At 72.0% G+C, this 23619-nt stretch carries 26 protein-coding genes, 1 tRNA gene and 1 pseudogene; 19 read left to right on the top strand and 9 right to left on the bottom strand.

Features of this window, described 5'->3' with window-relative positions; all coding sequences use genetic code 11:
• The first annotated feature begins 93 nt into the window (after window positions 1-93).
• The gene (locus ACWEVP_RS04265; RefSeq protein ID WP_452061187.1) at window positions 94-870 is read left to right on the top strand and encodes a DeoR/GlpR family DNA-binding transcription regulator; all 777 of its coding nucleotides are present in this window, start codon (window positions 94-96) and stop codon (window positions 868-870) included.
• Complete coding sequence (locus ACWEVP_RS04260) at window positions 867-2054, top strand: MFS transporter (RefSeq protein WP_452061186.1); 1188 nt, start codon at window positions 867-869, stop codon at window positions 2052-2054. The genes ACWEVP_RS04265 and ACWEVP_RS04260 overlap by 4 nt, the downstream gene beginning before the upstream one ends.
• Here ACWEVP_RS04260 and ACWEVP_RS04255 read toward each other — a convergent pair.
• The gene (locus tag ACWEVP_RS04255) at window positions 2051-2995 is read right to left on the bottom strand and encodes a cation diffusion facilitator family transporter (RefSeq protein WP_452061185.1); all 945 of its coding nucleotides are present in this window, start codon (window positions 2993-2995) and stop codon (window positions 2051-2053) included. The genes ACWEVP_RS04260 and ACWEVP_RS04255 overlap by 4 nt on opposite strands.
• Window positions 2996-3049: 54 nt before the next feature.
• Here ACWEVP_RS04255 and ACWEVP_RS04250 point away from each other — a divergent pair, with 54 nt between their 5' ends.
• A complete protein-coding gene (locus tag ACWEVP_RS04250; protein ID WP_364449355.1) occupies window positions 3050-3400 on the top strand; it encodes an ArsR/SmtB family transcription factor in 351 nt (116 codons plus the stop codon).
• On the opposite strand, the gene ACWEVP_RS04245 is transcribed toward ACWEVP_RS04250, so the two are convergent.
• Together ACWEVP_RS04245 and ACWEVP_RS04240 are read right to left on the bottom strand one after the other, a co-directional pair.
• Window positions 3397-4200 carry a MerR family transcriptional regulator gene (locus ACWEVP_RS04245; RefSeq protein WP_452061184.1) on the bottom strand — a complete coding sequence of 268 codons (804 nt, stop codon included), beginning with the start codon at window positions 4198-4200 and terminating at the stop codon, window positions 3397-3399. The two genes, ACWEVP_RS04250 and ACWEVP_RS04245, sit on opposite strands and share 4 nt — an antisense overlap.
• Window positions 4201-4207: 7 nt before the next feature.
• Window positions 4208-5467 (bottom strand): amidase family protein, encoded by a 1260-nt coding sequence (locus ACWEVP_RS04240; protein ID WP_452061183.1) that lies wholly within the window; start codon window positions 5465-5467, stop codon window positions 4208-4210.
• Between the two features lie 96 nt (window positions 5468-5563).
• Here ACWEVP_RS04240 and ACWEVP_RS04235 point away from each other — a divergent pair, with 96 nt between their 5' ends.
• Genes ACWEVP_RS04235 through ACWEVP_RS04225 form a run of 3 tightly spaced genes read left to right on the top strand, consistent with a single transcriptional unit; the run spans window position 5564 to window position 6911 of the window.
• Window positions 5564-6160, top strand: a complete 597-nt coding sequence (locus ACWEVP_RS04235; RefSeq protein ID WP_452061182.1) for a TIGR03086 family metal-binding protein — start codon at window positions 5564-5566, stop codon at window positions 6158-6160.
• 46 nt (window positions 6161-6206) lie between these two features.
• Window positions 6207-6413 (top strand): hypothetical protein, encoded by a 207-nt coding sequence (locus ACWEVP_RS04230; protein WP_452061181.1) that lies wholly within the window; start codon window positions 6207-6209, stop codon window positions 6411-6413.
• Between the two features lie 51 nt (window positions 6414-6464).
• Entirely contained in the window at window positions 6465-6911 is a 447-nt protein-coding gene (locus ACWEVP_RS04225) for a nitroreductase/quinone reductase family protein (RefSeq protein ID WP_452061180.1), read from the top strand.
• A gap of 21 nt (window positions 6912-6932) precedes the next feature.
• Here the strand turns inward: ACWEVP_RS04225 and ACWEVP_RS04220 are convergent, their stop codons facing one another.
• The gene (locus ACWEVP_RS04220) at window positions 6933-7706 is read right to left on the bottom strand and encodes an ANTAR domain-containing protein (RefSeq protein ID WP_452061179.1); all 774 of its coding nucleotides are present in this window, start codon (window positions 7704-7706) and stop codon (window positions 6933-6935) included.
• A 188-nt stretch (window positions 7707-7894) separates the two neighbouring features.
• On the opposite strand from ACWEVP_RS04220, the gene ACWEVP_RS04215 reads away from it, so the two are divergent.
• The 3 genes from ACWEVP_RS04215 (at window position 7895) to ACWEVP_RS04205 (ending at window position 9009) form a co-directional block, all read left to right on the top strand.
• Window positions 7895-8503: an HSP18 transcriptional regulator gene (locus tag ACWEVP_RS04215; protein WP_452061178.1), complete on the top strand. Its 609-nt coding sequence runs from the start codon at window positions 7895-7897 to the stop codon at window positions 8501-8503.
• A 69-nt stretch (window positions 8504-8572) separates the two neighbouring features.
• Window positions 8573-8806 carry a DUF6480 family protein gene (locus tag ACWEVP_RS04210; RefSeq protein WP_436392231.1) on the top strand — a complete coding sequence of 78 codons (234 nt, stop codon included), beginning with the start codon at window positions 8573-8575 and terminating at the stop codon, window positions 8804-8806.
• A 29-nt stretch (window positions 8807-8835) separates the two neighbouring features.
• A complete protein-coding gene (locus ACWEVP_RS04205; RefSeq protein ID WP_167379575.1) occupies window positions 8836-9009 on the top strand; it encodes a hypothetical protein in 174 nt (57 codons plus the stop codon).
• On the opposite strand, the gene ACWEVP_RS04200 is transcribed toward ACWEVP_RS04205, so the two are convergent.
• From ACWEVP_RS04200 to mdlC, 4 genes are read right to left on the bottom strand one after another with little or no spacing between them, the layout of a single operon-like run.
• Complete coding sequence (locus tag ACWEVP_RS04200) at window positions 9006-9167, bottom strand: hypothetical protein (protein ID WP_452061177.1); 162 nt, start codon at window positions 9165-9167, stop codon at window positions 9006-9008. The genes ACWEVP_RS04205 and ACWEVP_RS04200 overlap by 4 nt on opposite strands.
• Window positions 9168-9175: 8 nt before the next feature.
• Window positions 9176-10399 (bottom strand): MFS transporter, encoded by a 1224-nt coding sequence (locus tag ACWEVP_RS04195; protein ID WP_452061176.1) that lies wholly within the window; start codon window positions 10397-10399, stop codon window positions 9176-9178.
• 7 nt (window positions 10400-10406) lie between these two features.
• Entirely contained in the window at window positions 10407-11834 is a 1428-nt protein-coding gene (locus tag ACWEVP_RS04190) for a benzaldehyde dehydrogenase (RefSeq protein WP_452061175.1), read from the bottom strand.
• 2 nt (window positions 11835-11836) lie between these two features.
• The gene (mdlC, locus tag ACWEVP_RS04185) at window positions 11837-13414 is read right to left on the bottom strand and encodes a benzoylformate decarboxylase (RefSeq protein WP_452061174.1); all 1578 of its coding nucleotides are present in this window, start codon (window positions 13412-13414) and stop codon (window positions 11837-11839) included.
• Between the two features lie 95 nt (window positions 13415-13509).
• On the opposite strand from mdlC, the gene ACWEVP_RS04180 reads away from it, so the two are divergent.
• The 3 genes from ACWEVP_RS04180 to ACWEVP_RS04170 are packed head-to-tail and all read left to right on the top strand — an operon-like array spanning window position 13510 to window position 15727.
• Window positions 13510-14403, top strand: a complete 894-nt coding sequence (locus ACWEVP_RS04180; RefSeq protein WP_452061173.1) for a LysR family transcriptional regulator — start codon at window positions 13510-13512, stop codon at window positions 14401-14403.
• Window positions 14404-14424: 21 nt separating this feature from the next.
• Window positions 14425-14616, top strand: a complete 192-nt coding sequence (locus tag ACWEVP_RS04175) for a tryptorubin family RiPP precursor (RefSeq protein ID WP_452061172.1) — start codon at window positions 14425-14427, stop codon at window positions 14614-14616.
• A gap of 58 nt (window positions 14617-14674) precedes the next feature.
• Complete coding sequence (locus tag ACWEVP_RS04170) at window positions 14675-15727, top strand: cytochrome P450 (protein ID WP_452061171.1); 1053 nt, start codon at window positions 14675-14677, stop codon at window positions 15725-15727.
• Here ACWEVP_RS04170 and ACWEVP_RS04165 read toward each other — a convergent pair.
• Complete coding sequence (locus ACWEVP_RS04165; protein WP_452061170.1) at window positions 15699-15995, bottom strand: cellulose binding domain-containing protein; 297 nt, start codon at window positions 15993-15995, stop codon at window positions 15699-15701. The genes ACWEVP_RS04170 and ACWEVP_RS04165 overlap by 29 nt on opposite strands.
• Before the next feature lie 774 nt (window positions 15996-16769).
• Between ACWEVP_RS04165 and ACWEVP_RS04160 the strand changes: the two genes are divergently transcribed.
• The 7 genes and pseudogenes from ACWEVP_RS04160 to ACWEVP_RS04130 all read left to right on the top strand — a co-directional run bounded on the left by ACWEVP_RS04160 (window position 16770) and on the right by ACWEVP_RS04130 (window position 23587).
• A tRNA-Leu gene (locus ACWEVP_RS04160) sits at window positions 16770-16856 on the top strand.
• A 107-nt stretch (window positions 16857-16963) separates the two neighbouring features.
• Window positions 16964-17419, top strand: coding sequence for a hypothetical protein (locus ACWEVP_RS04155; RefSeq protein ID WP_452061169.1), 456 nt, complete (start codon window positions 16964-16966; stop codon window positions 17417-17419).
• 11 nt (window positions 17420-17430) lie between these two features.
• Window positions 17431-18450, top strand: a complete 1020-nt coding sequence (locus ACWEVP_RS04150; RefSeq protein WP_452061168.1) for a tyrosine-type recombinase/integrase — start codon at window positions 17431-17433, stop codon at window positions 18448-18450.
• Window positions 18447-19172 carry a DUF2637 domain-containing protein gene (locus tag ACWEVP_RS04145; RefSeq protein ID WP_452061167.1) on the top strand — a complete coding sequence of 242 codons (726 nt, stop codon included), beginning with the start codon at window positions 18447-18449 and terminating at the stop codon, window positions 19170-19172. The genes ACWEVP_RS04150 and ACWEVP_RS04145 overlap by 4 nt, the downstream gene beginning before the upstream one ends.
• Before the next feature lie 458 nt (window positions 19173-19630).
• Window positions 19631-20354, top strand: a pseudogene (locus ACWEVP_RS04140) (DUF2637 domain-containing protein).
• A gap of 177 nt (window positions 20355-20531) precedes the next feature.
• A complete protein-coding gene (locus tag ACWEVP_RS04135) occupies window positions 20532-20972 on the top strand; it encodes a hypothetical protein (RefSeq protein ID WP_452061166.1) in 441 nt (146 codons plus the stop codon).
• 116 nt (window positions 20973-21088) lie between these two features.
• Window positions 21089-23587, top strand: a complete 2499-nt coding sequence (locus ACWEVP_RS04130) for a tetratricopeptide repeat protein (protein WP_452061165.1) — start codon at window positions 21089-21091, stop codon at window positions 23585-23587.
• Window positions 23588-23619: the final 32 nt, after the last annotated feature.

Here is a 23619-nt window from a genome sequence, read left to right as displayed (position 1 = left end):
CGCCCATCATGCCGCAGCGGTTTTTCGCACAAGCAGCGTGAGCGGATGAACAAATCGGTTGTGCGAACGCCCGCGGCTTGCGAGCATCGCCGGGTGAAGAGCGCGGAACGGCAGCGGATCATCGTGGAGCGGCTGCGCGACGCCGACCAGGTCGCCGTCGCGGAGCTGGCGTCGGCGACCGGCGCGTCCGAGATGACCGTGCGCCGGGACCTGGACCAGCTGGCCTCGCGCGGTGTCCTGCGGCGCGTGCACGGTGGGGCCGTCCCGGCGTCGCCGTCCGGGATCGAGCCGCCGTTCGCCGCCCGGGCGACGGCGGAGCTCGCGGCGAAGCGGGCCATCGCGGCCGCGGCGGCCGAGCTGATCCGCGACGGCGAAACGATCGTCCTCGACAGCGGCACCACCGCACTCGAGCTCGCGCGGCTGCTGCGGGGGCGCCCGGTCACGGTCATGCCGCTGTCCCTGCACGCGGTCCGCGAACTGGCCGACGACCCGTCCGTCCGGCTGCTGCTGCCCGGCGGCGAGCCGCGGCCGGGGGAGCAGGCCCTGGTGGGGCCGCTGACGTGCGCGTCGCTGCGGGCCCTGCGGTTCGACGTCGCCGTGCTGAGCCCGTGCGCGTTCGCCCTCGACGCCGGGCTGACCGCCTTCGACCTGGTCGACGCCGAGGTCAAGCAGGTGGCGCTCGACGTCGCGGCCCGCGCGATCGTGCTCGCCGACGGCGCCAAGTGGGGCCGCGCCGCGCTCGCCCACGTCTGTCCCGCCGACCGCGCCGATGTAGTGATCACCGACCCGGGCGCGCCCGAGGACCAGCGCGCGGCGCTGGCCGGACTGGGTGTGCTCGTGCACGTCGCCGTCCCCCTGGAGAGCCGATGACCGCCCCGCCCCGCCCGCGCGCCGCCCGGTTCGCGACCTTCATGTTCTTCGGCCTCAACGGCTTCGCGATGGGCATGTGGGTGGTGCACATCCCGAACGTCGAGCGCGCGACCGGCATCTCGCACAGCACGCTGGGCGCGCTGCTGCTGGTGCTCGGCGGCGCGGCGTTCGCGGGGATGCAGATCTCCGGGCCGCTCGTCGACAAGCTCGGCCACCGCCGCCTGGTCCCGGCGGCGGGCGTGCTGCTCGGTCTCGCCGTGTGCGCGCCGGGATTCGCGAACTCGTGGTGGACGCTGGGGCTTTCCCTGATCTTCTTCGGCTTCGGCAACGGCGCGATCGACGTCGGCATGAACTCGCACGCGGTGGTGGTGGAGCGGGCCTACCCGCGCCCGATCATGGCGGCGTTCCACGCGATGTGGTCGATCGGCGGCGCGTTCGCGGCGGTCATCGGCGCGGCTACGCTCGGCGGCGGCGTGCCGACCGGCGTCACGCTCACGGGCACCGGGCTGCTGTGCGTGGTGCTATCCCTGGCGTCGGCGCGGTTCCTGATGGAGCCGTCGGACGCGCCCGCGGAGGTCTCTTCCGAGCCTTCGCCGGCGGTTCGCCACCGCACGCCGGGGCGCGTGGTGTGGCTGCTCGGCCTCCTCGCGCTGGCGCTGATGCTGTCGGAGGGCGTGGCGAACGACTGGGCGGCGCTGCACATGGAGAAGGTCCTGGGCACGTCGGCCTCGACGGCGGCGCTGGCGTACGGGGCGTTCGCGGTGGCGATGACGACGGGCCGGTTCCTGACCGACCGGGTCGCGGCGTGGGCGGGCCCGGCGGCGATCGTCCGGTACGGGGCGACGCTGGCGGCGATCGGGCTGACGACGGCCGCGGCGGCGCCGTGGGTCCCGCTGTCGCTGGTGGGCTGGGCGCTGTTCGGCCTTGGCCTGTCGGGCGGGGTCCCGCAGCTGTTCACGGCGGCGGGAAACCTGGACACGCGGGCGTCGGGCGCGTTGATGGCCCGGGTGGTCGGGCTGGGGTACGTGGGGCTGCTCGCCGGGCCGGCGCTGATCGGCGGGCTGACGCGGTGGATGCCGCTGAACGTGACGTTCGCGGTGCCGGTGGTGCTGTGCGTGCTGGCGGCGGTGTTCGCGGGCGTGCTGAGCCCGAAGCCGGACCCGGTGGAGGAACCCGTCGGTTAGGGCACGCGTTCCCCGGCCGGTTCGGTGTGGACGACGACCGCGGCCAGGTGGGGCACCGCGTGCACCATCCGGTGCTCGACCTCGTGCGCGAGCGTGTGGGCGGCGCGGACCGTCAGCTCCGACGCGACCGCGACGGCCAGTTCGGCCCGCAGGTGGTGCCCGATCCAGCGCATCCTCACGTCACGGACCTCGACCACACCGTCCACTTCGGACGCCGTCCGCTCGGCCAGCTCGACCGACGCCGGGTCGACGGCGTCCAGCAGCCGCCGGAACACCTCCTTCGCCGCGTCGCGCAGCACGAACACGATCGCGACCGTGATGCCGAGCCCGACGACCGGGTCGGCGGCGGGGAAGCCGAACGCGACGCCGGCCGCGCCCGCGACGACGGCGAGCGAGGTGAAGCCGTCCGTGCGGGCGTGCACGCCGTCGGCGACCAGCGCGGCCGAGCCGATCTCCCGCCCGACCTTGATCCGGTGCCGCGCGACGAGTTCGTTGCCGGCGAAGCCGATCACGCCCGCCGCGGCGACCACCCACGGGTGCCCGACCGGCTGGGGATCGAGCAGCCGCCGCACCGACTCGTACCCCACGAGGACCGCCGAAGCGGCGACGACGAGCACGACGACCACGCCGGCGAGGTCCTCCGCGCGGCCGAGGCCGTAGGTGTAGCGCCGCGTCGCGGCCCGCCGGCCGAGCACGAACGCGACGGCGAGCGGGACGGCGGTCAGCGCGTCGGCGAAGTTGTGGATGGTGTCGCCGAGCAGCGCGACCGACCCGGTGACGAGCACGAGCGCGAGCTGTGCGACGGCGGTCGCGAACAGGGCGGCGAACGACCAGGTCAGCGTGCGCAGCCCGCGCCGGCTGGTCTCGAGGGCGTGGTCGACGCGGTCGGCGCTGTCGTGGCTGTGCGGGCGCCACCGGGAGTGGCCGTGTCCGTGTCCCATGGTGTGAGTCTATCTGCGCACACACGCAGATACGCAAGTAGTAAGGTTCAGGGCATGCACGCGTCGCTGCCGGACTTCGACATGCCCACCGACGAGCAGGTCCACCTGGCGGCGGAGTCGTTCCGCCTCCTCGCCGACCCGACCCGCATCAAGGTCCTCTGGGCACTGCTGCAGGGCGAGTCATCGGTGGCGTGCCTGGCCGAGCTGGCGGGAGCGGCCCCGACGGCGGTGAGCCAGCACCTGGCGAAGCTCAGGCTGGCGGGTCTGGTGAAGGGCCGCAGGGAGGGAACATTCGTGTACTACTCGGCGGCGGACAACCACGTGCGCGGCTTGCTGGCCCAGGCCCTGCACCACGCGGACCACCTGGACCGCGATCTGCCCGCCGAGCACGCCCACCGGCCCTAGCCGATCGGCTCCTGCAGCTCCGTCACCCACCCCGCCGGGTCCTCGGGGCAGTCCAGGTACAGCTCCCGCTGCGGCCCCGCCGACGCGAACCCCTGCCCGTCGGCCCACCGCACCACCGCCTGCCAGCTCGGCAGCACGCCGTCGATCGGGCCGTGGTGGACCAGCGTCGCCGCGCGCGTCGCCGGGAGGTCCGCCACCGTCAAGCCGTTCAGCGGCCCCGGTCCCACCGACGCCGGGACCGCCGCGTGCACCACGACCTCGTCCTCCGCGAGCTGCTCGTAGTAGCACGTCAGCCGTCCCGCCGGGGTGACGTCCGCGGTGGCCAGGCGGCGGCCGAGTTCCGCGCACAGCGGGCGGACCACCGGCCCGATCGCCTCCGGCGCGAACCCCGCCGCCAGGCCGGTCAGCTCGACCACCCGCGTCGACGGCAGCTCCTTGACCACGACGTCGGGCGCGCTTCCTTCCGCCTCGATCGTCCGCAGCCTCGCCTCGACCTGTGCCAGCCGCGCCGCGCCCTCCGCCAGCGCGGCCTCCAGCTCCGCGCGCCGCAGCTCCAGCATCCCGCGCACCTGCTCCGCCGACACCTCGTCGGCCAGCAGCGTCGCCACCTGGTCGAGGGTGAACCCCAGGTCCTTCAGCGCGACGATCCGGTTGAGCCGCGCCAGCTGGCCCGCCGCGTAACTGCGGTAGCCCGTCGCGGGGTCGACGCGCGCCGGGCGCAGCAGCCCGAGCGCGTCGTAGTGGCGCAGCATCCGGACCGACACGCGGCCGTGGCGGGCGAAGTCGCCGATCGAGAACACGCGCCGATCATCCCGCAGGCGGGACGAAGCCGCCGACGACGTCCGCGGCGAGCTCGGCGAACGTGATCGCCGTGTCGTCCTCGCGGGACGGCCCGACCACCTGCAGCCCGGCCGGCAACGGGCCGCCGACCGGCGCGCTCACCGCCGGCAGCCCGGGCAGCGACGCCTGGGCGATCCAGAACACCTGGTCGTCGTAGCGGCGCCGGTCGTCGTGCGCGGGCGCCGTCGTGAACACCGTCGGGGTCAGGAAGACGTCGAAGTCCGTGAAGTACCGGGCCCACGCCGCGCCCAGCGCCGCCCGCTGCCGCTCCTGCTCGTCGGCGCCGTCCGGTTCACGGCCTTCCTGCGCCGCGAAGAACCACTCGACCTGGAAGCCGAACGCCTCCGCCTGGACCACCGGGTCGACGCCGTCCGGCCAGCCTTCGACCACGGGCACACCCGCGACGGCGAGCGCGTCGACGGCGTCGGACAAGGCGGCGCCGACCTCGTCGGTCACCGGGCAGGCCGGGTCGTCGAGCGCCACGCCGACGCGGAAGTCCGCCGGCCGGGACCGCCGCGACGGCGCGAGCGCCTCGCCGGTGACGCTCAGCGCGAGCCGCAGATCGGCGGCCGAGCGGGCCAGCGGGCCGACCGTCGACGGGAACTCCCGGCTGAGGTCGGTGACCGGCCCGGGCGGCTGGAAACCCCGCAGTGGCACCATTCCCGGCGTCGGCTTGAGGCCGTAGACGCCGCAGTAGGCCGCCGGGATCCGGATCGACCCGGCCAGGTCCGAGCCGTACTCCACAAAGGACAGTCCGGCGGCCAGTGCGGCCGCCGCGCCGCCGCTCGAGCCGCCCGGCGTCCGCGTGCGGTCCCGCGGGTTGAGCGTCCGCCCGAACACCGGGTTCTCCGTCCGGCCGAAGTCGGCGAGCAGGTGGTGCACGTTCGACTTCCCGGCGACGATCGCGCCCGCCGCCTGCAGCCGCTCGACGACGACGGCGTCGGAGTCCGCCACGGCTTCGGCGAACGCGGGCTCGCCCCAGGTCGTCGGCAGGCCCGCGACCGCGAAGGCGTCCTTGATCGTCATCGGGACGCCGTGCAGCGGGCCGCCGGTGGTCGCGTCGGCGCGCGAAGCGGCTTCGAGCGCGAAGTCGCGGCGGGTGGCGACGACGGCGTTGACGTCGGAGGCGTCGATGCGCGCGAAGAGCTGTTCGGTCAGCTCACGCGACGACAGCGCGCCCCGGCGGAGGCCGGCGGCCACGTCGGTGGCGGTGCGGAAGAACGTCATGGGTCCGGAGTACGGCCTGACACGGTGTCAGGGTCAACTGTCGAGTTCGCCCGCGCTCGTTCGTCCTCGGGGAAATCCCCTCGGCGAAGGAGCGAAATGGACACGATGGACTTGTACCGGCGCGCCCAGGACGGGTTCGACGCGGTGCTGGCGGCGGTGCGGGACGACCGGTGGGACGCGCCGTCGGCGTGCGCCGGGTGGTCGGTGCGGGACGTCGCCGGGCACGTCGTCTGGGGCCAGCGCCAGTTGCGGGCGTGGGCGAGCGGCGAAGACTACGGCGAGACCGCGGGCGCGCCGGGCGCACCGCACCCCGCCGTGCTGGCCGGGACGGACCCGGTCGCGACGTGGCGGGCGGCCTCGGTCCGGACGCTGACCGAGGCCGAGCTGGGCCGCAAGGTTTCGCTGCCCGGCCTCGGCGAGGTGCCGGTCGCCGGGATCGTGCCGCTGCTGATCACAGATCTGGTCGCGCACAGCTGGGACATCGATCAGGACGTGCACCTCGCGCCGGAGCTGGTGGCGGTGGCGTTCGGCTGGGCCCGGGCGAACGTCGTGCGCCGGCCGGGCTTCTTCGGCCCGGAGCTCGAGCCGCCGGCCGGCGCCGGCGAGCAGACGCGGATGCTCGCCTTCCTCGGGCGCCGCGCGCCGGTGGCCGCGGGGGTTTCCGGATCGGGCCCCGGTGGTAGCCGAAGGTGATCGCTGTCCGAAGAGCGGACGGCGCAGCGTGGCGGAGGGAAGACCGATGCCGACCGCAGCCCGCATGACCGCACCCCCGGCGCCGCCCGAGCCGATCCCGCCCGATCCGGTCGGTCCGGACCCGGACCCGGTGCCGCCCGGGCCGGACCCGGTGCCGCCCGGCCCGGGTCCGGACCGGCCCGCGCCCGAGCCCGGCACGCCCGTCCCCGACCCGGTGCCGCCGGAGTCGCAACCCGGACCGGAGCGACACTGATACGAGTCGCAGATAATACGAGTTCCATATGAAATGGTGTACGGTCGTGGCATGACGACAGCGCAGAGGTACCGGCGGATGGTCAACGCCGGCAACAAGATCGTGGTGGGGCTCCAGCGGCTGGGTGTCGCGTTCGGCCCGATGCAGCTGCTCACCGTCCCGGGACGGCGCACGGGGGTGCCGCGCACGTTCCCGATCGCGGTCATCCCCATCGACGGCGGCCGCTACATCTTCCAGGCCTACCCGAAGGCGGCGTGGGTGGCGAACGCCCGGGCGGCGGCCGAGGTGACGCTCACCCGAGGCCGCCGGACTTCCCGGGCGCGCCTGACGGAGGTGCCGGTGGAGCAGCGCCGGCCGCTCCTGCGCCGCCTGGTGGCGGAGAGCCCGGCGAGTGTGGGAAAGCGGCTGGTGACCACGGGGCTGGCCGAAGCGCCCACGCCGGACGCGGCCGCGGCGGCGGCCGAGCGCATCGCGGTGTTCCGCGTCGAACCGGCCTGAGCCCCCGCGGGGCCGCGGGCCTCAGAGGCCGGTCAGCTCCGTCGGGCTGGGCTCGAACGCCCGCAGCACCTGTTCGGCGGCGCCGCGCGCGGCGGGGCCCGGATCGATCGTGCGGTCCCCGGCGGGCTGCGGCGCCGGTGCGCCGGCCAGCAGTTCCACCAGTGCGACGGCGAGCTCGCGCACCTTGACGTTGAACTGCTGGCTGGCGCGCCGCAGCGTCGCCCACGCCTCGTCGGGATCGCAGCGGCGCAAGGCCATGACGATGCCCTTCGCCTCCTCCAGCGCGGCGCGCGACTGCAGCAGGTCCAGCATCTGCTCGGTCCGGTCGGGCCGGGCCGCCTCGGCGACGACCAGCGCCAGCGCCGTGAACCTTTCGTGCCGCCGCAACACCTTCAGCGTCTCGTCGGTGGCGGGCCGGTCGAGCGTCATCGACAACACGAACCTGCCCTCGGTGTCCCACGGCGCGGGCAGCGCGGCGACGCCCCGGACCCGCGACCAGTCCGCTCCGGGATGGCGCTCGAGCAGAGCGGCCGCCGTGAGCGACGGCCAGCGTTCGTCGGCGAAGACGTCCGCGGTGACGACCGGCAGGCCCGTGTCCCCCGCGGTCGCGACCGGTCCGCCGAGCCCGTCCAGCTGGGCCGGGACGAAGATGCCCCCGAGCCCGTAGGCGGCGGCCACGTGCAGCGGCAATCCGTGGTGGTGCACGGAAATGGCGACGCCGAGGGCACCCGGCACGTCGGCGGCGATGCGCTCGAGGAGCTCTTCGAGCAGCGCGGTCACGGACTCGGTGATCACGTGGTCGTCCTGGACGCTGTGCGGGCGTTCAGGCCGCGGTTCGCCGGCTGCCGCCGGAGCTCGGGTCGCGAAAGGATCCGGTGGGCTGCGCCATCGGGAACCACCTCCGGCAACTCGACGTACGGTTGTTCCTGTTCTAGCATGTCATCGAAATGATGACAACATGAGGGTCGTCGGAAGGATGACGAATGGGTGATAGCGATCCCACCGGCGCCGTGAGCCGGATCCACGAGGTGGTCGCGGCGGCCCGCGCGGGCACCGCGGACCGGGAGGGCCTGCTGAGCGCGTTGGCCGGCCTGCGCGTGCTGCGCGAGGAACTGGCCGCCTGGGAACCGGAGCTCATCACGGCCGCCCGCACGGCCGGCGCGAGCTGGGTGGCGCTGGCACCGGCGCTGGGGGTGGCCAGCCGCCAGGCCGCGGAACGGCGGTACCTGCGGCTGCAGCCGTCGGACACGGGCGAGAAGACGGGCGAGGCGAGGGTCGACGCGGAGCGCGACCGCCGCGCGGGCGACCGGGCGGTCGCCGACTGGGCCCGCCGCAACTCGGCGATCCTGCGCAAGCTCGCCGGCCGGGTGAGCGCGCTGGACGGCCTTGGCCCGGCGGCGCAGGAAAACGTGGACCGGCTGGGGGCCGCCCTGGGTGACGACGACCCGGCCACGCTGCTGCCGCCGCTGGCCGCGGCCCGGTCCCACCTGGCCGATGATCACGCGGGGCTGGCGGAGGAGCTGGGGGAGATCTCGGAGCAAACGGACCGCCTCCGCCGTGACGCGGCCGGCAACCGGCGCGCGAGGGACTGAGGCGGCCGCGTTTGCCCGCTTTTTCGCCGGGCACCCGTCGCGGAAGCGACCGCGACGGAAGGACCCGCCATGACCGCCCAGCCGCCGGATCCGGACCCGGGCCGGACCCCGGACCTCGAGGCCGGTGGTGGCGTGCCGCCGGGCAGTACGCCACCGGACTCCGCGCAGACCTCGGGCCTCTCACACCCGCAGCCGATGCCCGGCAAGACCGCGCCCGTGCTCTGGCTGATCCTCACCGGCGTCCTGGTGCTGATGGTCGCCGGGCTCGTCATCGCCCTCGCCGTCGGCTGGCTGGGTGTCTGAGCGCCGCCGTGATCGGGTACCACCCCGGCATGGACGACAAGATCCCCGACCGGACGGAAACCCGCGCCGAGCTGCTGCCGGAGGAACAGGCCGCCGACAGCGCCGATCCCGAAGCCCAGGCCCGCCAGGTCCTGGAGGACTCCGACCGCCGCACCGAGGACCCGAAGCCGACGATGCGCCGCCGTCCCGAGGAGACGGCCTAGTCGCCGCCGCGGAAGTTCTCGTGCGCGCCGGGGTGGCCCGGCCGCGCGCGGGCTTCCTCATCCTCCAGCGGTCCTTCCGGCTCGTCGCGGCGGGGCGGCACGTCGACCGTGTTGCCGCTCGAGTCCTCTTCGCCGACTTCGTCGTGTGGTTGCGTCATCCTGGCGGCTACCCGGCGGACGCCGACGTCAATCGCGACGACGTCCGCGTCTCGCCGCGCAGCATCAGCACGGCGACCAGCCCGAACGCGGCCACCACGGCGAAGAAGTAAAAGCCCCAGGGGTAGGCAACCCCGGCGGTGACCAGCGCGCCGGTCACGAACGGCCCGAGGATCGAGCCGAGCCGGCCGACCGCCGACGTCAGCCCGAGCGCCGTCCCGCGCGCCCGCGCCGGGAACGCCTGGGCGACGTACCCGTAGATCAGCACCTGCGCGGAGAACACGAACACGCCGGTCAGCAGCACGACGGCGTTGAGCAGGACGGCGTTGCCGATCTTCAGGCTCAGCGCCGCGAGCAGCACGGCTCCGGCGCCGAACCAGATCCGGGCGATCGGCCGGATGCCGAACCGGTCGGCGATCGTGCCGGCCAGCACCAGCCCGAGCACCGCCCCGATGTTGAGCACCAGCAGCAGCGTGATCGACGTCGAAATCGGGTAGCCCGCCGTCCGCATCAGCTGCGGCAGCCACGTGTTGAGGCCGTAGACCAGCAGCAGTCCCATGAACGACCCCGTCCACACCGCGATGCTGATCCGCCGGAAGCGCGCGCCCAGCAGGTCGCGCAGCCCGACGCGGTCGGTCGCGGGTTCCTCCTTGGCGGCCAGGTAGGCCGCGGACTCGGGCAGCTTCCACCACATCAGCGGCACGGCCAGCAGCCCGACGATCCCGCCGCCGTAGAACAGCAGGTGCCAGTCTTCCTTCGCGGACAGCGCGAGGATCGACGTCAGCACCGCGCCGACGTGGTAGCCGGTCATGGTGAACGTGCTCGCGCTGGCACGCCGCCGCGCGGGCAGGTTCTCCGACATCACGGTCAGCGCCACCGGCATGCACGCGCCGAGCCCGAGGCCGGCGACGAACCGGAAGACCCCGAACGTCGCGACGTTCGGCGCGAGCGGTGTCAGCAGGGTGAACAGGGAGAACAGCAGGACCGAGCCGATCAGCATCACGCGGCGGCCGAACCGGTCGGTGAGCGGGCCGAGGCAGGCCGCGCCGACCGCCACGCCGACGAGCGACACGGTGGCGACCGCGGTCGCGCCGGCCGCGGTGAAGCCGAGGTAGCCGCTCTTGAGCAGGGTCGGGATGGTGGCGCCGAGCGCGACCAGATCGTAGCCCTCGAGCAGGACGGTCAGCCAGCAGAGGACCGCCGTCCACACGGGACGGGAAGACGTCGTTGTCATGGTTTCCTCAGAACGGGTAGCCGGCGATGTCCGCGCGGACGGTCAGCCACTGGGTTTCGGTGAAGGCCTCGATGTTGGCTTGGGCGCCGCCGAAGCGAGAGCCGTTGCCGGAGTCGCCGACGCCGCCGAACGGCGCGGTGGGCTCGTCGCCGACGGTCTGCTCGTTGATGTGCACCTTGCCCGAGCGGACCTCGTCGGCCAGCGTCATCGCGGTGCCGACGTCGCCGAGGATGCCGACCGACAGGCCGTAGTCGGAGGCGTTGACCAGCCGCGCGGCCTCGTCGAGGTCGCGGTAGGCGCGCACCGGCGCGACCGGGCCGAAGATCTCCTCGCGCCACGCCGGGGTGTCGTCGTCGAGTCCGAAGAGGACGGTCGGCGGGTAGAACGGCGCGTCGGGCTTGCCGCCGGCCAGCACGCGGGCACCGGCGGCGACACTGCGGTCGACGACGTCGGTGACGTGCGCGAGCTGGCGGTCGTCGATGATCGGGCCGAGCGCGACGGCGCGCTCGGCCGGGTTCCCCACGGGCAGCCGCCGTGCCTTTTCCGCCAGCGCCTCGACGTATTCGTCCACTTGGGACTCGTGGACGAGGTGGCGGCCGGTGGTCATGCAGATCTGGCCCTGGTGCAGGAACGAGCCGAACGCGCCGGCGGACGCGGCCTTGGCGACGTCGGCGCCCGGCAGCACGACGAGCGCGTTGTTCCCGCCCAGCTCGAGGTGGACGCGCTTGAGCGAGCGCGCGGCGGCCTCGCCGACCTTCCGCCCGGCCGCCGTCGAGCCGGTGAAGGACACGATGGACACCTCGGGCGCGTCGACGACCGCGGCGCCGACGGCGGCGTCGCCGGGCAGCAGGTGCAGCAGGCCTTCGGGCAGGCCGGCCTCCTCGAAGACGCGCAGGATGCTCACCCCACCGGACACCGCGGTGCGCAGGTCCGGCTTGAGCAGCACGGCGTTGCCGAGCGCGAGGGCCGGCGCGACCGACCGGATCGCCAGGATCAGCGGGAAGTTGAACGGCGAGATCACCGAAACCACGCCGGCCGGGACACGCCGGGCCAGCGACCACCGCGGTTCGCCGGTGCTCAGCACCTCACCGCGCGGGTGGGTGGGCAGCGCCGCGGCCTCGAAGCAGATCCCGGCGGCCAGCTCCGTCTCGATCCCGGCCTTGGGCCGCGTCGAGCCGGCTTCGCGGACGATCCAGTCCTGCACCTCGGCGGCGTGCGCCTCCCACAGCTCGCCCGCGCGGCGCAGCACCGCGGCGCGCTCGGCGGGCTTGCGCCGCGCCCAGTCGCGCTGGGCCTTCGCCGCCGCGGCCGCCGCTTCGGCGACGTCGTCCGGCGTCGCGATGCCCACGCTGCCCAGGGTTTCCCCGGTCGCCGGTTCGACGACCGCGTGGGTCCCGCCGCTGCCGCGCAGGAACTCGTGCTCCAGCAAGGTCATGATCACTCCGGTGTGGTCGGTTCGGTGTCGACCTGGAGCAGCCGGGGGCCGTCCGGGATCGTCTTGAGCTCGGTGTAGAGGTGGTCGAGGTCGGCGACGGCGGTGCCGGGGACGCCGTAACCGGTGGCGATCGCGGTGAAGTCGAGGCCGGGGATCTCGGTGCCCGGCACGTCCGGCGTGCCGAGCAGCTCGCCGAACCACTTCAGCGCGCCGTAGACGCCGTTGCGCAGGATCACGAACGTGACGGGGACGCGGTAGTGCGCGGCGGTCCACAGCGCCGTGATGCCGTAGTTGGCCGAACCGTCGCCGATGACGCCGACGACCGGGCGGTCCGGGCTGCCCAGCGCGACGCCGACCGCGGCGGGCAGCCCGAACCCGAGGCCGCCGGCGGCGGGGAAGAAGTACGAACCCTCGCGGCGCAGGTCCATCTGCCGCCACCACGCCGAGTTCGTCGACGTCGACTCGACGACGTACCGGGTGCCGGTGGCCTGCGTTTCGCGCAGCGCCGCGAAGACCTGCTCGGGGTGCAACGCCTTCCCGGCCGTCTTGGGCTCGGGGTTGCCGACGTAGTCCCCGCTTTCCGCCGTGCGGGCCGGGAGCTTCCGCAGCAGCGCCTCGATCACCGGCGCCGGGTCGGCGACCAGTGCCTCGCCCATCGGCGCGCGGGCCGCGGCGCCGAAGTCGTCGGTCACCTGGACCAGCCGCGTGCCCTCCGGCAGGTAGGCGCCGGGCACGTACTGGTGGTAGCGGAAGACGGGCGCGCCGAGCACGAGCACGAGGTCGTGCCCGGTCAGCGCGGCCGAGACGGGCGCGATGCCGGCCGGCAGCACCCCGCGGAAGAGCGGGTGCCGGTTGGGGAAGGGCAGCCGGTGCGGCGAGGGCGCCACCCAGGTCGGCAGGCCGAGGTGCTCGGCCAGGGCGACGGCGCGGTCGAACAGGCCGAGGGCGTCGATGTCCCCGCCGAGGACGAGCGCCGGGTTCTTCGCCTTCTTGAGGCCCTCGGCGAGGTTCTCGAGCTGGGTCCCGCTCGGCGAGAGTCCTCTTTGGACGTTCCGGTCCAGTGTCACGGCGGCGGTGGCGTCCAGGTCCGCGGTCCAGTCGTCGTAGGGCACCGACAGGTAGCTCGGGCGCCGGTGCAGCTCGGCCTCGAACACGGCCTGGGCGAGCGAGCGCGGGACGTCCTCGGCGCAGCTCGGCTCGCCGGACCAGGCGGCGAGGGGGCGCATCAGCTGCGTGGCGTCGACGTTGGCGAGCATCGCCTCCTGCCCGATCGCCGCGCGTACCTGCTGACCGGCGGTGAGCACCAGGGGAGAGCGCGAGTAGACGGCGTTGGTCAGCGCGCCCATCGCGTTGCCCGAGCCGGCCGCCGCGTGCAGGTTGACCAGCACCGGGCGGCCGGTCGCCTGGGCGTAGCCGTCGGCCATCCCGACGACGGCGCCTTCGTGCAGCCCGAGGACGTAGGTGAAGTCACCGGGCAGCTCGGCGAGGAAGGGCAGCTCGTTGGAGCCGGGGTTGCCGAAGATCGTGGTCAGGCCGCGGCGGTGCAGGAACTCGTGGGCGAGCCGGCGGGCGGTGGGCATGCGCTTGTCCTCCTCGGGCGGGTTGGACCAGACCCTAGGGAGCCGGCGTCGTGTGTTCCAATAAATGTTGCCTCGGTAGTTCATAGACAGGATCGATGATGCGGGAATTCGACCTCAACCTGGTGCGCACCTTCGTGCTGCTGTACGAGACCCGCAGCGTGACCGCGACGGCCGAGTCCCTGCACGTCACGCAGCCGACGATCAGCTACAGCCTCCAGAAGCTCCGGCGCCGCTTCTCCGACGAGCTGTTCCGCCGCACGGGCGGCGGCCTGGTCCCGACGACGACGGCCCGCGCGCTGTACGAGCCGCTGCACAGCGCGCTGTCCGGCATCGAGCGGGCGGTCAGCGGCGCGTGGTCGTTCGATCCCGCTTCGGCCAGGGCGGCGTTCACGCTGTGCCTGTCGGACCTGGGGGAGATCTCGCTGCTGCCGCGCCTGATGGCGGCGTTGCCCGCGGTCGCGCCCGGCGTGACCCTGACGGTCCGCCCGCTGGACGTCGACCGCGCGGCCGACCAGCTCGGCCGCGGCGAGATCGACGCGTTCATCGCGTCCCCGCTGATCAGCTCGCAGCGCGTGGCACGGATCCCGCTGTTCTCCGAGGGGTACCTGGGCATGGTGGCGCACGACCACCCGCGCCTGGGCGCTTCGGTGGACTTCGCCTCGCTGGCGGCCGAGCGGCACGTGACGGTGTTCGGCCCCACCGGCCACGACGGCCCCCGCCGGGCGCTGGAGGCGCACGGGCTCCTGGACCGCGTGATCCTGGAGGTGACCCGCTTCGCGGCGCTGCCGTACCTGGTCCAGGACGGCGAGCTGGTGGCGATGGTGCCCCGGCTGGTGGCGGAGATGTTCGCGGCCCAGCACCGGGTCCGGCTGTTCGAGCTGCCGCTGGAGGTGGAGCCGGCCCAGGTGTCGGTGTACACGCGCCACACGCACGCCCGCAGCCCGGCGCAGCATTGGCTTGTGACATTCATGCGTGAAGTGCTCAGCTGATTTAACACGCATTTTTCTTGCGTGCCCTTTTCCCGCCGAAAGGTCTGGGCCGATCGTGTAGTGCTTGGTGCTGAACCGATCCCGCCCTGCCTAGTGTCGATCTCGGTCCTGACAACCGCACTAGGGAGGAATCCGGTGAAGCTCGTCCGCCTGGTCAAGAAAGCGCTTCCCAAGAAGAGCCTGAAGGCTTACGCCTGGTACGGCTGGATCTGATCGCGCGGCCGGTCCCGGTCACCGGGACCGGCCCGTTCCTGTGCGAGGAGTGCCGAACGTGGTCATCGCCCCCGCCCACCGCACCGTCGTCTTCGCGCCCCGCCTCGAGGAACTGCTGCGCGAGCACCGGGACGGCGGGCTCTTCCGCCTCGAGCCGGACACGGTCGGGATCGCCGATCCCGACCTGATGGACGCCGTGCTGCGCGCGCGCCCGGCGGGTGCGGAGGAGCGCCCGACGTTCAAGCCGGTGCTGGGCCGCAAGGTCACCCGCGCCGAGTCCGCGAGCCTGATGCAGGCGCTGGGCGCCGACGTCCGCGCCGCGCTGAAGCGGCCCGCCGACGATCCCGATCTCACCGGTTCGTGGCCGGCCGTGCCCCACGACTACCTGCGCCGATTCGTCTTCGGGCCGGAGACGCGCCGGTTCCGCGTGCTCGTCGACCGCCGCCTGGAGCTGACGCCGAAGCTGACGTGGTCGGCCGTCGCCGCCGGGGCGGCGCTGGCGCGCCGTCCGGGTCCGGACGCGGAGCTGTCGACGCTCGCCCGGCAGGTCCTCGCGGCCGGAACCCTGGCCGAGCGGCGCTTCCGGATGTACCTCTACCGCCGGGTCGCCGCGCCGATCTGCTTCACGGTCGCGGCCCTGGTGACCAACGCGGTGTGGCTGGGCGCGCCGTTCGACGACGACGTCCCGAACGAGTACGTCCTCAACGAGGCGCTGCGGCTGCTGCCGCCGTCGTGGAACATCCTGCGCGTGCGCTCGCCGGAGTTCACCGAGGTGGACGCCCGCATCACCCCCGGCGACGACGTCCTGCTGCTGCCGCTGCTGAGCCACCGCTCACCGAAGCTGTGGGAAGCGCCCGACGAGTGGCGGCCGCGCCGCTGGGCCGGCCTCGACGCCGACCGGCACCCGGGTTACCTGCCGTTCGGGCACGTGAGCGAGCGCTGCTGGGGCCGCCACCTGGTGCTGCCGCTGGCGAGCCGCCTGCTCGACGTCGTCCGCGCGGAGGGGCTGGCACCCGACCCGCGGCGCACCCGCGCGCGCGTCGAGCTGGACGGCCTGCTGGAGCTGGCCGACGTGCGGATGGTCAGCCCGCGTCGCAGCGGGCGCCGTTGAGGGTGAACGCGGTGGGGGCCGGGTTCCCGTGGTCGAAGGCCCCGTTCAACCCGGTGCTGACGGTGGCCCCCGGCGCGAGGGTGGCGTTGTAGGACTCGGCGGTGACGGACACCCGGCTGCCGCTCTGGCTGTAGGTGCCGTCCCAGCCGTGGGTGACCCGTTGCCCGGCGGTGAAGGTCCAGGTGAGCGTCCACGGCGAGAGCGTCTTGCCGCTGTTGTTGGTGATGGCGACGCCCGCGGTGAAGCCGTCGTTCCACTGGTCGGTCACGGAGAAGCGCACAAGGCAAGCGGCGCTCTCGACCGGCGGCGGCTTCGGCGCGGCCGAGGTCGAGGACGTCTGCCGCAGCACGGTGGGTATGGGCGTAGGGCTCGGCCGGCTCACGGTGGGACGCGAGGTCGTCGTCGCGGGCGCGAGCGGGTCCAGTGGCGTGGCCTGCCGAGGCTGCGCGCTACCGGAGGTGACGGCGATGAGAACGAGGCTGCCGAGCACCACCAGGGCACCGGCAAAGGCGGAGATCCACCGAATCCGCCGCCCGGCCCGCTGCTGCCCGGCGGCGGCCTCACGAGCGCGTTGCTCAAGCCTTTCCCGGTAGCCGTCACCAGTGTCTTCCTCACGGGCGGCCGAGGAGGCGAAGGGCCCCCCTAGAGAGCGCGGCGTGGCTCCGGTCTCCCGAAGCAGCTCGGCGACGGAGAGTTCGTCGTCGTCCCGCCGCCGACCCATCCGAAACCTCCCGTCCTGCGGCCCGACCGGCGAATCCTAGAAAGCGGCGTGGAGGTTGTAAACCATGTGCACGCGGCGTGCACCCGCGGTACACGAGCGGCTGATCCCCAGCCGGTTCCGTGGGGCACCGCCCGCTTCTGGAGTGGGCACTCGCCTTGGAGTCCCTGGTGGATGCGTCCTTGCCGGAGGTGCCAGGCCCGGCCGTCCTCTGAATCGATGTAGATGGCCGAAACCGGCTGATGATGCCAGAGGGTCCGGGGGTGCGGATCGAGACCCCCCTGAACGAGGCGTCGGAGGCGCCGTATACTCTTCCTTCAGCAGGTCCGAGTGGCGGAATGGCAGACGCGCTAGCTTGAGGTGCTAGTGCCCTTAACGGGCGTGGGGGTTCAAGTCCCCCCTCGGACACCAAAAGTGGTGAACTTTAACCAACTCTCTCACATCGAGCCGATCACCGTTCATGGTGGTCGGCATCTTGCGTTCCGTAGCCGGATCACCCTTTCGGGGCGGTGGTCGGCGTGATCGTGGCACCCGTGATCCTCGGCTCGGCTCCGGACGGACTTCTGGACCGTTTGGCCTCTCCTGCGGTGGCTCTGCCGTTGCCTGAGCTGCTGCCTGATCGGACTCGGACGGGGCTGGAGTACGCGATAGCGCGAATCAGCCCCTCCGGCCGGGTTTGTGTGTGGCCGTTGCTGGATCGGCTGGGCTGGCACGACGACGTCCGTCTCGCCGTGACGGCGGTTGGGACGTCGCTGCTGATCCGGCCGGACGCCGGCGGTGTGTTCGCGCTGGGGAAGCGGCGGATGGTCGTGTTGCCGATCGTGCTCCGGCGTCAGTGCGGGATCTCCGCTGGCGAGGACGCGTTCATGGTCGCCGATCCGGCGCGCGATGTCCTCGTCGTGCATCCCGCCAGCGCTCTCGACCAGATGGTCACCGACTATCACGCGTCGCTGGCTGGTGGTGATCGTCGATGACCGCTAGTCCGATGGAGCTGGACGCGGCCCGGTTGCTGCTGTCGAAGATGGGTATCGCTCCGGCGGATCTCCTTGCCGAGACCGAGGAGCAGTGGACGGTCCCGACGTTCTCGGAGTACATCCCGCAGGTCTCGCGGGCGGTCTCGCCCGCGACGGCCAGGTCATACGGTTCGTACTGGCGCCGGGTCGAGGAGGCGTGGGGTGGCCGGCGGCTTGATGAACCGTCGCCATCGGAGATCAAGCAGCTGGCCGAGCAAAGCCGCGCGAACGCGCTGGTGCGCCGCAACAGCCGGGGCGGCCGCAACGCGGCGGAGAACCTCATCGCCGCGGTCCGCTGTCTTTACCGGCACGCGGTGAACGACCGGCTGCTGACGGAGGGACAGAACCCGGCGTTGAAGGTGGCCAAGCCCCGCCGGTTGCCGTCGCCGCGGCGAGCTTTGGCCGACCACGAGTTGGTCGACATCAACACCGCGGCCGCGACCACCGGCGACGACCCGCACCTGGACACCCTTCTGCTGCGCCTGCACACCGAGACCGCGTGCCGCCGCGGGGGAGCACTCGGTCTCCGGCGACGAGACTTGGAGGAGACCCAGTGTCTCGTCCATCTCCGGGAGAAGGACGGCACCAGCCGCTTCCAGCCGGTTTCACCGACGCTGATGCGCCTTCTGGTCGCCCATGGCAACGAGCGAGGCGCGAGCCATCTGGAAGCGCAGTTGCTGCGTTACCGCACGGGTGAGCCGATCACCAAGCGCCGTTACGACCACCTGTGGGATCGGATCGGGCGGCAGGTGCCGTCGGTGCGCACGCAGAACGTTTCCACGCACTGGCTCCGCCACACGACGCTGACGTGGGTGGAGCGCCGCTTCGGCTATGGCGTGGCCCACGCCTACGCGGGCCACTTCGACTCCGCCGACAGCGCGACGGTCACCTACGTCAAAGCCTCGCTCCACGACGTCGCCACCGCCCTAGCCGTCCTGACCGGCGAGCCCCATCCGCTTGCCCATAACCATGCCCGTGGAGGTGCGTCATGACCCGCACGGATCGATGGACAACCGCCCTGGTGATCCAGTGCGCCTGCACGGGCATGGTTGCACTTGGCGCGGCGTATGCCTCGTACCGTCACGGCCGGGTCTTCGCGCTCCGCTTCGGCGGCGACCCGACGACGGCGTCGATCTGGCCCCTGATCGTCGACGGCCTGCTGACCATCGCCACGGTGGAGTTGTGGAAGACCGGCCACGACACGGGGCGCCGAATCGCATGGGTGGCGTTCGGGTTCGGGATCTGCCTGTCGTTGTGCGCCAATGTCGGATCCACTGAGGACCACACCGTGTTCGGGGTGATCGTGGCGGCCAGCCCGCCGCTGGCCTTGCTGTTGGCCGTCGAGCTGCTGAACCGATCTCTGCGCCGCCGTCGAGCCCACGGCGAGACCGACGAGACTACCAAGATATCGGAAGGAGACCTCGTCTCGGAGGGACTGGAGGGGACGGCGGAGCAGCGGATGTGGCAGCACTACCTCCGCGAGCACGCGCGCGGCCGCGTCCCCACCGGCGCAGACCTGGATCGTGTCGCCAACACGTCCAACTACGGCCGCCGGATCCTCCGCACCTGGAAGGCCACTGGTCGGCTGGATAAATCGGGACGACCACTTGAACGTCTTGGTCTGGTCTCGGCAGACCCGCCTCGCGACCAACGCGGCTGTCTCGTAGGGCGATCCCGTTCGAACCTTGCCAGTCGATCTAAGCGCGTCTCCTAGCGAGCTGCTCCGCCGTTGGCCGAGACATCTGGAGTCGGGCGGGGTCTTCCCCACCCCGCCCGACATCGCCAAGCGTAGAACATACGTTCGACTCTGTGCAAGTTGGGTGCCGCCGAGGTCGAGGCGTCCGAGCACGCCGTGTGGAAGTGACCACGACCCGACCCGCTGATTAGGAGTGGTGATCTTGAGGTTTCGGATGGTGCCGAGTAATGCCGGGCAGGTCGTTTTCTTCGGTCGTGGGGTTGGCGGCGGTGTCGGCCCGTGACGCAGTCTGTCGTTGCGTCCATGTGCTCTCGGGCTCCCCTCGGGCTCGCAAATGCCCGGCAGTGTCGCCTGGTCCAATCCTCTCGTCAGCGTTACTTGATCGGACGGGCGAGCGCGTTCGGAAAGCTGTCGAGCCCAGGAGAAGGCCGAGCGACCATGAGTCGGGTCGGGGCTGGCTTGCTCAAGACCTTGCCCTGTCCGTTCAGTGCTTCTGTACGGGGCTGGTCGCGCTCGGGGCGGCGTATGTCGCGTATCGTCACGGACGTGAGTTCGCGCTCCGTTTCGGCGCGGACACGGAGACGGCGTCGGTCTGGCTGCTCTTGGTCGACGGTCTGCCGACGATTGCGACGGTCGAGCTGTGGAAGGCCCATCGCGGCGGCGGCGGGTCGGGCCGGTGGGTGGCGTGGCTGGCGTTCGTGTTCGGCATCTGTCTGTCGTTGGTGGCGAACATCTGCTCGGCGCCCGCATTGAGCCTGTTGCAAGTCACGGTCGCGGCGTGTCCTCCTCTGGCGTTGCTGTTGGCGGTCGAGTTGTTTGAACGGGGCATCGATGCGGCGGTCTCGCGAGACTGGCTCCGAGCCCACTGGTGCTGGTAGCGAGACGTCCGGTCAGCATTTCGGGACGGCGGCGGACGACGAGACCTCGCCGCTGGTTCAGTCGGTCATCATCTCACCGTCGAATATGCAGCACTCCGGGCGAACGGCTGAGCAGCGGATGTGGGAGTACTACGTCGGCGAGCGGGCGCGGCCGCATGCCAACGGGCGCTGATTTGGATCGGTTGGCCGGAACGCACAACTACGGCCGACGAATCCCCGAAAATGGCGAGCTGGGAATTGTCAGCTCACTCGGATGCGTCAGCCGGCTGCGCCGCCTTCTAGTCAACGGGAGGGAGTAGATGCTGCTCTGGTCGTCCGCTGACATCCGCTCGTAACCGATGAGGGGGCGAAACCGGCGAGCCTCAGCGTGACGCCGTGCAGGATGACCGATGATCACAGCCGGACGCCGGGCGGTTTCCGTGATCGGCCGGTGGGCGCGAATGTCCGGCAGAACCAAGTATGTTGCGTGGAGCGGTGGTCGACTTCGGGGAGTGGGGACATGGGGCTGGAAGTGGCAGTGGGTTTCCTGATCGCGTGGGCAGTCGGAAAAGCGCGCCGGGTGGGCAAGCAGTTGGACGGGGTCGCCGATCAGGTGATGGATGCCTCGGCTGTGCGGTTGCGGGACATCCTGGTGCGCAAGCTGGGCACGGACTCGGCGGTGCAGCGACTGCAACTGGAAGCCGCGGAGTCCCCGGAGATCAGCGAACGCACACTCCAGCGTGTGACGTTGGCTCTCGAAGAAGCAGTCGTGCAAGACGGCGAATTCGCGGCCGAGCTCGAGTCAGCGCTGGCGGAGGTAAGCGATTCCGACGGGACGCCCCAGACGATGGCGGTTTCGGGGTCGGCGGTGGCGCACGGGGGCGGCATCGCGATCGGCGCGGTCGGGCGAGACGTGCACCTTGGGCAGGCACCGGACCCTCAGGGCCCGGACCGGGGATAGAGCGTCCCCGGTCCGGGGCTGGACCTGCTCGGCCCGAACCGGCACGGGCGCAGGCCTCGAACGGTGGCTTCGCCGCCGGCGTCATCGCGGGGAACGTGACTATTCACCAAGCCACCATGAGCCGTGTCGCCGCAGTGGTCACGGTGGTCAGCGACCGGCCGCAGGACACACCCGAGCTGTTCGTCGGTCGCGAGGCGCAGGTGGACGAGCTCTTGCGGCTACTTGCGCCCGTATCCCACGATCGTGGCGCGGTCGTCACCGGAATGGGCGGGGTCGGCAAGACCGCGCTGGTCCGTCACGCGTCGTCGATCGCCGCGGGACGAGGCTGGTTCCCGGGAGGGGTGCTATTCGTCGACTTGCGTGGCTACGACCTTGACGACGACCACGTCCGGCCGGAGCAGGTCTTCGCGCCGATGCTGCGGGTCCTCGACGTCCCGGACGACGAAATCCCGGCTACCGCGGATGAGCAAGCCGCGGTGTACCACCGGGTCCTGGACCGGCTTGCGGGACGGGACGAGCCAGTGCTGGTCGTCTTGGACGACGCCGCGACCGGCCGGCAAGTGGCGGATCTGATCCCGCGCCGCGCGGCTCACCGGGCCTTGATCACAACCCGAGACGCCGTCGCCGTCCCGGTGGCGGGCCGGCTCGACCTCGACGTCATGCCCGAGCACGAGGCCGTGCAGCTGCTCGGCGCCATCCTCACCCGACGCCTCGCCGACGACGGCCGCGCCACTCGCGATCCGCGCGCAGCCGCTGACCTGGTCTCGGTTTGCGGCGCGTTGCCGTTGGCCGTCGAGATCACCGCCTCGATCCTGGCCGACGAACCTGACCTGGCGATCGGGGGCCTGGTGACCGAACTTTCCGCGGCGGAAGGTCCCGGCGCACACCGGGTCCGGTATGGCGAGAACACCCTGACCACGGTGTTCCACTCGTCGTGGCGACGGCTTCGCATCCGCGAGCCGGAAGCGGCAGAGCTGCTCCCCTTGCTGAGCCTCAATCCCGGTTCGGACTTCTCGAGCGACACTGCGGCCGCTCTTGCCGGACAACCGCCGGCGCGAGTCTCGCCTTGGCTGCGCGCTCTTCGTCAGGCGAGCTTGCTCCAGTGCCGCAACGGGCGGTGGTCCTTGCACGACCTGATTCGCCTCAACGCTCGCGACCAGTGTGCCGCCCGGGAGCGGGAGCCGGCTCTGGATCGCCTTTTCGCCGCGTTCCGGCGGAACGTCACGGCCGCGAACGACCATCTGCGGGTCCTGCCCGGCGAGCCCCTTCTAAGTCGCTTCGGCAGCCGGACCGAAGCCCTCGCCTGGCTCGACGCCGAACATGCCAACCTTGTCGCGGTCGTGGTTCTCGCGCTCGAGACGGGCCGGCACGTCGTCACCATCGGGCTCGCCAACCAGCAGGCGAGATATTTCGCCTGGCGGCGGCATTTCGCCGACTGGGTTACGGTCAGCCAGCTCGCGCTCGCCGCCGCTCGGCACCTGGACTCGCCTGCCGGCCTCGCGGCGTGCTTGAACCACTTCGGACTCGCGTTGCAGTCTGTGCGGCGGTTCGAGGAGGCCGTGGCAGCCTTGAAGCAGGCAGCTGCGATGAACCGCGAGATGGGGGACCTGCACGGCGAAGGCGCAGCACTGAACAACCTGGCAGGAGCCCTGAAGGAGATCGGACGGCTCGACGAGGCGGTGGCGGTTTACCAACGTGCCATCGCGGTCTTGCGGGACGACGGTGACCACCGCCTGGTCAGCCAGGGGTTGAACAACCTCGGAGCCGTCATGACCGCCGTCGGCCGACTCGACGAGGCCGTGAAAGTCCATCGGGAGGCCGCACTCGTCTTCAGGCTGCTCGGTGATCGGCACAGTGAGGCCATGGCACTGAACGGCCTGGGGCTGGCCCTGGAGCGGTCAAGCCGATTCGAGGAAGCGGCCGCTGCCTACCGGCTGGCCGGCACACTCCACCGAATGACAGGTGACCGGTACGGCGAGGGCCAGGTGTTGAACAACCTCGGGGCGACGTTGCTTGAGGTGTCCCGGTACGACGAGGCAGTCGTCGAGTTGCAAGCCGCCGCGGCAGTCTTCCGGGAGTTCGGCGACGACCGTTCTGAAGGGCAGACGTTGACGAACCTCGGGCTGGCGTTGTGCGGTGCCGGAATGTCCGAGGCGGCGGTCGCCGCCTTCGAGGCTGCCGACGTGTGCCACCGTAAGGCGGGTGACATCGCCGGCTACGGGCGTGCGTCGGGCAAATGCGGACTGGCGTTGCAGGCGGCGGGCAAAGTCGAGGAGGCCGTCACGGCCCACGGGAAGGCGGTCGCCGCCTATCGCGAAATCGGTGACCTTCGCCGCGAAGGCCAGGCGCTCAACGGACTGGCGTTAGCCTTGCTCGAGCTGGAGCGGTTCGGCGATGCAGCAGCCTCCGCCGGTGCCGCAGCGGCGATCTTCCGCAGGCTCGGTGACCGGCGCGACGAGGCCATTGCGTTGTTCAGCTTGGGACAAGCTTGGCATGCGGTCGGCCGGTCCGCCGACGCGGAGAAGGTCGGCAAGCGTGCGGTGGCCGCCTTTCGCGAGTTTGACGACACGTTCTGGTTGGAAGACGCGGAAACCTGGATCCGAGGGCTGGCGTAATGCCGGCGCGGTGTCTACGGCGTGACCAGACG

The organism is Amycolatopsis sp. NPDC003865 (assembly GCF_053605345.1).
The sequence above is the reverse complement of the archived record's forward strand: the minus strand, read 5'-3'. Positions and strand labels throughout refer to the sequence as shown.

What these genes read in the sequence shown, in the direction of transcription:
- ACWEVP_RS04260 (WP_452061186.1), top strand. Translation starts at nt 867, where the DNA reads ATGACCGCCCCGCCCCGCCCGCGCGCCGCCCGGTTCGCGACCTTCATG.
- ACWEVP_RS04255 (WP_452061185.1), bottom strand. Translation starts at nt 2,995, where the DNA reads ATGGGACACGGACACGGCCACTCCCGGTGGCGCCCGCACAGCCACGAC.
- ACWEVP_RS04250 (WP_364449355.1), top strand. Translation starts at nt 3,050, where the DNA reads ATGCACGCGTCGCTGCCGGACTTCGACATGCCCACCGACGAGCAGGTC.
- ACWEVP_RS04240 (WP_452061183.1), bottom strand. Translation starts at nt 5,467, where the DNA reads ATGACGTTCTTCCGCACCGCCACCGACGTGGCCGCCGGCCTCCGCCGG.
- ACWEVP_RS04235 (WP_452061182.1), top strand. Translation starts at nt 5,564, where the DNA reads ATGGACACGATGGACTTGTACCGGCGCGCCCAGGACGGGTTCGACGCG.
- ACWEVP_RS04230 (WP_452061181.1), top strand. Translation starts at nt 6,207, where the DNA reads ATGCCGACCGCAGCCCGCATGACCGCACCCCCGGCGCCGCCCGAGCCG.
- ACWEVP_RS04225 (WP_452061180.1), top strand. Translation starts at nt 6,465, where the DNA reads ATGACGACAGCGCAGAGGTACCGGCGGATGGTCAACGCCGGCAACAAG.
- ACWEVP_RS04215 (WP_452061178.1), top strand. Translation starts at nt 7,895, where the DNA reads ATGGGTGATAGCGATCCCACCGGCGCCGTGAGCCGGATCCACGAGGTG.
- ACWEVP_RS04210 (WP_436392231.1), top strand. Translation starts at nt 8,573, where the DNA reads ATGACCGCCCAGCCGCCGGATCCGGACCCGGGCCGGACCCCGGACCTC.
- ACWEVP_RS04205 (WP_167379575.1), top strand. Translation starts at nt 8,836, where the DNA reads ATGGACGACAAGATCCCCGACCGGACGGAAACCCGCGCCGAGCTGCTG.
- ACWEVP_RS04200 (WP_452061177.1), bottom strand. Translation starts at nt 9,167, where the DNA reads ATGACGCAACCACACGACGAAGTCGGCGAAGAGGACTCGAGCGGCAAC.
- ACWEVP_RS04195 (WP_452061176.1), bottom strand. Translation starts at nt 10,399, where the DNA reads ATGACAACGACGTCTTCCCGTCCCGTGTGGACGGCGGTCCTCTGCTGG.
- ACWEVP_RS04190 (WP_452061175.1), bottom strand. Translation starts at nt 11,834, where the DNA reads ATGACCTTGCTGGAGCACGAGTTCCTGCGCGGCAGCGGCGGGACCCAC.
- mdlC (WP_452061174.1), bottom strand. Translation starts at nt 13,414, where the DNA reads ATGCCCACCGCCCGCCGGCTCGCCCACGAGTTCCTGCACCGCCGCGGC.
- ACWEVP_RS04180 (WP_452061173.1), top strand. Translation starts at nt 13,510, where the DNA reads ATGATGCGGGAATTCGACCTCAACCTGGTGCGCACCTTCGTGCTGCTG.
- ACWEVP_RS04150 (WP_452061168.1), top strand. Translation starts at nt 17,431, where the DNA reads ATGGAGCTGGACGCGGCCCGGTTGCTGCTGTCGAAGATGGGTATCGCT.
- ACWEVP_RS04145 (WP_452061167.1), top strand. Translation starts at nt 18,447, where the DNA reads ATGACCCGCACGGATCGATGGACAACCGCCCTGGTGATCCAGTGCGCC.
- ACWEVP_RS04135 (WP_452061166.1), top strand. Translation starts at nt 20,532, where the DNA reads ATGGGGCTGGAAGTGGCAGTGGGTTTCCTGATCGCGTGGGCAGTCGGA.
- ACWEVP_RS04130 (WP_452061165.1), top strand. Translation starts at nt 21,089, where the DNA reads ATGAGCCGTGTCGCCGCAGTGGTCACGGTGGTCAGCGACCGGCCGCAG.